The following is a 4,228-nucleotide window of genomic DNA, read 5'->3' as shown; positions in this document are numbered from 1 at the left end:
AGAGCTGGTTACCAAGGAACCGTGCATCGCGCTGAACAAGGCACCGCCGAATACGCCAGCCACACCGAGCATGTGGAAGGGGTGCATCAGGATGTTGTGCTCAGCTTGGAACACGAACATGAAGTTGAAGGTTCCAGAGATACCCAGAGGCATACCATCGGAGAAAGAACCTTGACCGATGGGGTAGATGAGGAATACGGCGGTGGCTGCTGCTACAGGTGCGCTGTATGCTACGCAGATCCAAGGACGCATACCTAAGCGGTAGGAGAGTTCCCACTCACGACCCATGTAGGCGAAGACGCCAATGAGGAAGTGGAAAGCTACCAACTGGTAAGGACCACCGTTGTAAAGCCACTCATCTAAGGATGCAGCTTCCCAGATGGGATAGAAGTGCAAGCCGATGGCGTTGGAGGAAGGTACAACAGCACCAGAGATGATGTTGTTACCGTACAGTAAGCTTCCAGCAACAGGCTCGCGGATTCCATCGATGTCCACGGGGGGAGCGGCGATGAAGGCGATGATAAAGCAAGTGGTAGCGGTTAAGAGAGTGGGGATCATCAGTACACCGAACCAGCCAATATACAGGCGGTTTTCGGTGGAAGTCACCCAGCTACAGAACCGTTCCCACAAAGACGCGCTTTCGCGACGTTGTACTGTGGTAGTCATAATTCGATTAGTGCTATTACTTCATGATTTGATTGAAGCAAGGCAAAATTTTTGCCTCATCTTTAATGGTATTCATATTCATTTGAATCTTCCACTGGTTTTATTAATTAATTGAATAGTTTACATAAGCTATCCTTATTAATCAGAAATCAAAGTAGATATAAGGTAAACCTCCTTCAGGCGCTAACAACCACACTGCATAAAGGCACAGCGGCACCAATAGCAACTTTAGGGGCCAGTTGAGTTGTAACTTCAGACCCCGATGAATCCCATAAACACCCGCCATGAACAGGGCAACGATGACTAACAGCAGTGTAAACTCGAAGCGTTCTAAGCCAAAGGCTGTCAAATAAACATTTTCGGCAAACTGCACATCGGCGGGTTGACCCCAGAGGTTCTGAATCACAAAGCCAGCTTGTTTGAGATTAGGTAGCCGGAAGAAAATCCAAGACATGAACACCATCCATTGCGTAATTGCCCACGCCACTAGCACCCCGAATCCCGTTTGCCACCATCCTTTTAACCAAGCGAAGCGCTCTGATAGCGTTTGGGTTAAGCGATGCACCACCAAAGCCAAACCATGCAATCCTCCCCACACGACAAATCCCCAAGCCGCACCATGCCAAATACCAATAATCAGCATGACCACAAACAAGTTGAGACAGGTTCGACCTAATCCTTTGCGTGACCCACCTAAGGGAAAATAGAGATAGTTGCGAATCCAATCCCCTAACGTAATATGCCAGCGTCGCCAGAAATCGGCAATGCTGGTACTAAAGTAAGGAAAATTAAAGTTTTCGGGCAGGTTAAATCCCAGGAGGATAGCACTCCCCCGGGCAATATCCACATAGCCACTAAAATCCAGATACAGTTGTAATCCGTAGGCAAAAATAGCCAGCCACAAATCGCCACTACCTGCCCGTTCTAAGTTGCCAAAACACAGATCAACAAAAATTCCGATGCGATCTGCTAAAAGTGCCTTTTTTACTGCACCACTGGCAATCAACCATAGTCCTTCACTCAGACGATCAAAACTGGGAAATTGGATATCTTTAAACTCGCTAGCAAACTGATGGTAACGAGTAATAGGTCCTGAAATGAGTTTCGGGAAAAACAATTTGTAGGTCGCAAATTGTAAGCCCTGGCGCGTCGCAGGTGCGCCTCGATATACATCAATTAGATAGGCAATACATTCAAAAACAAAAAACGAAAGTCCCAATGGAGCAATTAAGCGATCGCTAATCCAGCTTGCCCCCTCTCGCGCCACGGGTAAATTCAAGGGGGCGGAGATATTCGTCAGGATAAATGGGACATACTTGAAGCTGACCAAACAGAGAATATTTAAGCCAATCCCTAGCCACAAAAGTCTCAAACGTTGCTGATTCCAAAGTTCTTGTGCCATTAACCACTCTTCATTGGAGAGATGGTTATTGTTGAGATGAGAGCCAGGGGATGTATTGACCGCAATTTTCTGCCCCAAGTAAAAATTCAGCCAAACTACAAACAAGAGCAGCGGAATGTATTGAATTTGTAAGCTGCTATAAAAAAGCAAACTGGCAATTAGCAGTACCCATAATCGCCACGATGAAGAACGCTGGCTCCAGTAAATAAACAGGACACCTAGCAAGAATAATCCATAAGTGATGGAGATAAATGCCATTTTTTTAGGGAATGGGGAATGGGGAGCAGAGGGAGCTGGGGGAGCTGGGGGAGCTGGGGGAGCTGGGGAAGATGAGGAAGTCGTGAGTTAACTCAAAACTCTACCTTACACTGTTCCCTGTTCCCTGTTCCCTGTTCCCTGTTCCCTGACGAATGACCAATGACCAATGACCAATGACCAATGACAAATGACCAATGACAAAGGACGAATGACAAAGATAAGATAGGAAACAGTGTCTTTATTTAGGGAAACGCCAAAGACTCATGGCTAAAAAAGGAATGATTGAGCGCGAGAAAAAGCGCCAGAAGCTGGTTGAGAAGTATGCGGCTAAGCGAGCAGCACTGAAAGAACAGTTTGATAATGCGTCCTCTCCGGCTGAGAAACTAGAGATTCACCGGAAGATCCAACAGTTACCCCGCAGTAGTGCGCCGAATCGGGTACGGAATCGCTGTTGGGTAACTGGGCGTCCCCGGGGCTACTATCGGGATTTTGGTCTATCTCGCCATGTGCTGCGGGAATGGGCGCATAAAGGATTACTACCAGGAGTAGTCAAGTCGAGTTGGTAGATTTGGGTCATTGGTCAATCGTTCTTAACGAAAGATAAAGGACAAAAGACCAATGACTGATGACTAATTCCCACAGCAACGGTCAATACCCAGACTGTCGAGGAGCAAATCGCTAACCGCGTTGGCGATCGCGAATTCACTATAGAAGCTTTCTCGGAAGTCGAAAGCCTGCATTTCGGTGACAATGGCAATGACCAAAGAACCGACATCGTTTTCGCCTTCTAAGCGTTGGCGGACAAAGATTTGGGAGGCGCGATCGGCAATGTCCTGATTGGCTGGTTCGGGTAAAAATTCATGATCCAGCCAGTACACCAAAGCGTCTCGCAACCATTTTCCTTCCTGCTGGGCATTTTCAGCAGGGGGAAGGGTAACTGGGGGAATGGGTTCAGCCATAAAATGTCAAACGTTAGCTGTCTACAATACATACTGTTTAAATTTTGTCAACCTCAACAGTTGAGGTCGTGTGAGCAGCATAATTGAGAAATTAATCTTTGATTTAATCAGGGAGATGTCACTTTTAAGCATAGCGAAATTATGTCTGATCAGGAAAATTTTAAAATAGTGTTTAGCGATTCGAGAACAGGGACTCTCAACCGAGTTCTAGTGCTATGGAGTTAAATATTCCGACAATAATTCAAGGATATGCTCAAGGCTATTTTTTGATGGCGGATGAAACCGGATCACTAGGGTGGTACTCTAGTCGCCAGCGAGCAATCATTCCCTTAGATGAGCGGTTTCGCTATCCTAAATCTCTACAACGGGTTCTCAATCAGAAGCGGTTTAGCATGGCAATTAACCGAGATTTTAAAGGAGTTGTGGCAGGTTGTGCCAATCGGGAAAGCACCTGGATTTCTCCAGAACTCCAGGAAATTTATTGGTTACTTTATCAGGAAGGTTGGGCGTATAGCTTTGAAACGTGGCAAGGAAATGAACTAGCGGGTGGGATTTTAGGGATTGTGATTGGCGGCGCATTTATTGGCGAATCCATGTTTTATCGGATTCCTGAAGGCTCGAAGGTGGCGTTAGTCAAATTAGTCGAGCGGTTGCGATCGCGCGGCTTTTTGTTGTTTGATGTACAAATGATGAATCCTCACTTGGCTCGCTTTGGCGCTTGTATGATAGAGGAGCAAGAGTATCAGGTGCTACTACGACAGGCGTTGCGACGGCGATGTTATTTTGATCGGATTCCGGTTTCATGAACCGCTTCTAAAAACCTAGACAAACCTACCCATAAGTAATTCTGCCTTGGTATAAGTCCACGGTGTAACTTTTGGTCGATGACCGTTAACGCTTGCGCTTGGCTGATACCCGGCGTTGTTGCTCGATATCAGCCTTA

At 46.5% G+C, this 4,228-nt stretch carries 4 protein-coding genes and 1 pseudogene; 2 read left to right on the top strand and 3 right to left on the bottom strand.

What is annotated here, in order from left to right:
* Both RIC07_RS25975 and RIC07_RS25970 read right to left on the bottom strand, forming a co-directional pair.
* Nucleotides 1-666, bottom strand: a pseudogene (locus RIC07_RS25975) (photosystem II q(b) protein); the annotation flags it as partial.
* A 142-nt stretch (nt 667-808) separates the two neighbouring features.
* On the bottom strand, nt 809-2,326 hold the full coding sequence (locus tag RIC07_RS25970; protein WP_446397038.1) for an MBOAT family O-acyltransferase: 1,518 nt from the start codon (nt 2,324-2,326) through the stop codon (nt 809-811).
* Between the two features lie 263 nt (nt 2,327-2,589).
* Between RIC07_RS25970 and rpsN the strand changes: the two genes are divergently transcribed.
* Complete coding sequence (rpsN, locus tag RIC07_RS25965; protein ID WP_446349045.1) at nt 2,590-2,892, top strand: 30S ribosomal protein S14; 303 nt, start codon at nt 2,590-2,592, stop codon at nt 2,890-2,892.
* Nucleotides 2,893-2,955: 63 nt separating this feature from the next.
* On the opposite strand, the gene RIC07_RS25960 is transcribed toward rpsN, so the two are convergent.
* Nucleotides 2,956-3,285, bottom strand: a complete 330-nt coding sequence (locus RIC07_RS25960; RefSeq protein ID WP_006101347.1) for a hypothetical protein — start codon at nt 3,283-3,285, stop codon at nt 2,956-2,958.
* A 215-nt stretch (nt 3,286-3,500) separates the two neighbouring features.
* Between RIC07_RS25960 and aat the strand changes: the two genes are divergently transcribed.
* A complete protein-coding gene (gene aat, locus RIC07_RS25955) occupies nt 3,501-4,091 on the top strand; it encodes a leucyl/phenylalanyl-tRNA--protein transferase (RefSeq protein WP_446397037.1) in 591 nt (196 codons plus the stop codon).
* Nucleotides 4,092-4,228 lie beyond the last annotated feature (137 nt).

The organism is Coleofasciculus sp. E1-EBD-02, assembly GCF_040218245.1.
Lineage (GTDB): Bacteria > Cyanobacteriota > Cyanobacteriia > Cyanobacteriales > Coleofasciculaceae > Coleofasciculus.
This window is presented reverse-complemented; position numbering and strand designations above follow the sequence as displayed.

Bases quoted from the DNA above. Each gene is read 5' to 3' on its own strand.
- RIC07_RS25970 (WP_446397038.1), bottom strand. From the start codon at position 2,326: ATGGCATTTATCTCCATCACTTATGGATTATTCTTGCTAGGTGTCCTG.
- aat (WP_446397037.1), top strand. From the start codon at position 3,501: ATGGAGTTAAATATTCCGACAATAATTCAAGGATATGCTCAAGGCTAT.
- rpsN (WP_446349045.1), top strand. From the start codon at position 2,590: ATGGCTAAAAAAGGAATGATTGAGCGCGAGAAAAAGCGCCAGAAGCTG.
- RIC07_RS25960 (WP_006101347.1), bottom strand. From the start codon at position 3,285: ATGGCTGAACCCATTCCCCCAGTTACCCTTCCCCCTGCTGAAAATGCC.